General features: G+C 70.5%; 2 protein-coding genes. One reads left to right on the forward strand and one right to left on the reverse strand.

The annotated features are described in order from the left end of the window. Positions 1 to 134 precede the first annotated feature (134 nt). Positions 135 to 1,478, reverse strand: coding sequence for a histidine--tRNA ligase (gene hisS, locus P409_RS32385; protein ID WP_034848310.1), 1,344 nt, complete (start codon positions 1,476 to 1,478; stop codon positions 135 to 137). A 129-nt stretch (positions 1,479 to 1,607) separates the two neighbouring features. Between hisS and P409_RS32390 the strand changes: the two genes are divergently transcribed. Then, the coding region (locus tag P409_RS32390) for a peptidoglycan-binding domain-containing protein (RefSeq protein ID WP_034848311.1) at positions 1,608 to 2,204 on the forward strand (597 nt) is incomplete at its 3' end.

Consider the following 2,204-nt stretch of genomic DNA (forward strand, 5'->3'; position numbering starts at 1 on the left):
TGGGAGTGGTCCGACTCCCGGCGGGGGAACGTCCGGAGCCTGGCCTCGACACGCCCCCTCCCCCTACCCCCCTCCCGCGAGGGGAGGGGGGACTCAATTGGAGGAAGACGAGACCCCGCAATGGCCATGCAGGCCTACCCCGCCAGCGCCTGCCGCACCGCGTCGGCCAGGCCGGCCTGCGGATGGGTCGACTGCTCGCCGGACGAGAGATTCTTCAGCACCGCCGCTCCCTCCGCGATCTCGGTCTCGCCGGCGATCACGGCGAGGCGAAAACCCTTCTTGTCGGCATATTTCAGCTGGTCGCCGACCTTCTTGCCCTCGGTGAACAGCTCGGTCGCGATGCCGGCGGCGCGCAGCGTCGTGGCCAGGCCGAGATAGTAGGGCAGCTGCGCCCGGTCCATCACCGTCACCAGCACCTGGGCCGGGGTGGCGGCGCCGGGCTTCAGGAGGCCGGCGTCGAACAGGCGCGACAGCAGGCGGGTGACGCCGATCGAGATGCCGACGCCCGGCAGCTTCTGCCGAGTATAGTTGCTGGCCAGGTCCTCGTAGCGGCCGCCGGAGCAGATGCTGCCGACCTCGGGGTTCGCCACCAGCTGGGTCTCGTAGACCGTGCCGGTGTAGTAGTCGAGGCCACGGACGATGGCGAGGTCGATGCGCCAGCGATGCGCCGGCACCTGGAAGGCGGCGAGGCCGTCGGCCACCTGGCCCAGCTCGTCCAGCCCCTCGCGGTACAGCTCGCCGCCCTCGATCGCGCGCAGGTCGGCGATGGTCACCGGCCGGGTCACCAGGTCGACGATCCGCTCCGCCGTCGCGGCATCGATGCCGGCCTGGGCCGACAGGTCGGCCACGGTGCGCTCGCGGCTGACCTTCTCGATCGCGTCGATCACCTTCAGCGCCGCGCCGACGCCCTCGGCCGTCAGCCCCTGGTCGAGCAGATAGCCCTGCAGCAGCTTGCGGTTGTTGATGCGGATGACGAACTCGCCGATGCCGATGCGGGCGAAGATGGCGTTGATGACGCAGGGGATCTCGGCGTCGTTCAGGAGGCCGAGCGAGCCGTTGCCGATGACGTCGATGTCGGCCTGGTAGAACTCCCGGAACCGGCCGGCCTGGGGCCGCTCGCCGCGCCACACCTTCTGGATCTGGTAGCGACGGAACGGGAAGGTCAGCCGCGCCGCGTTCTGCGCCACGTAGCGCGCCGTCGGCACGGTCAGGTCGAAATGCAGCGCCATGTCGGTCGACGGATCCTCCCCCTCCCCCGCCGCCAGGCGGGACAGGGCGTAGATCTCCTTCTCGACGATGCCCTTGGCGGTCAGGATCTCGCGCCGCTCCACCGCCGCCGTCTCGACCGGGGTGAAGCCGTAGCGCTCATACTCCTCGCGGATGATGCGCAGGATGTGATCCTCGACCAGCTTCTCCTCCGGCAACCATTCCGGGAAGCCGCTGATCGGCTGGGGCTTGATGATTCGGGTCTCGGACATCGGGCACATCTTCCAAGGGAGTGTGGCGGTTTAGCCGAAAGCACCGCCGCCGTCACCCGCGCGGAATCGGAACCGGACCTGCACCCCAGGCGTTTCGCAGGGCGACCGAGACGATACGGAGAGCCCTGGATGCGTGCCACCCCCAACTTGGCCACCCTTGCCCTGGCCTGCCTGGCCACGACCGCCGGCTGGGTGGGCGTTGCCGCCGCCGCCGACATCGAGGCGGGCACCTATGTGGCCGGCGGCGGCGCGCCGATCCGGCTGCTCGTCCAGCCCGCGCAGGACGGCAACATCGCCTTCCTGCTGCACCGTTCCAGCCGCGGCGGCGTGTGCCTGATGTCCGGCATGGCGAAGCCGGTGGGCGACACCATCACCTGGACCAGCAACAGCGGTGCCGCCCTGGCGATCCGCTTCGACGGCCGCGGCGCCTCGATCGACACGGCCAACGCCCTGCCGAAGAACTGCGATGGCGCGCCGCGCATCGCCGGCGCCTATGTCTATGACAGCCCGGCGGTCGAGTTCGACCGGGCCGAGATCGGCGCGGTGCAGAGCGCCCTGAACGGAGCGGGCTACCAGCTGGGCCGGGTCGACGGCGTGCTGGGCCAGCGCAGCCTGGCGGCGGTGCGCGACTACCAGCAGCGGAACAGCATTCCGTCGCCCGATGGCAGCCTGACGGTGGAGACCGTGGCCCATCTGGCCAGCGGCGGCCGCACCGCGACCACCACG

Origin of the sequence: Inquilinus limosus MP06 (assembly GCF_000767795.1) — a bacterium.
GTDB lineage: Bacteria > Pseudomonadota > Alphaproteobacteria > DSM-16000 > Inquilinaceae > Inquilinus > Inquilinus limosus_E.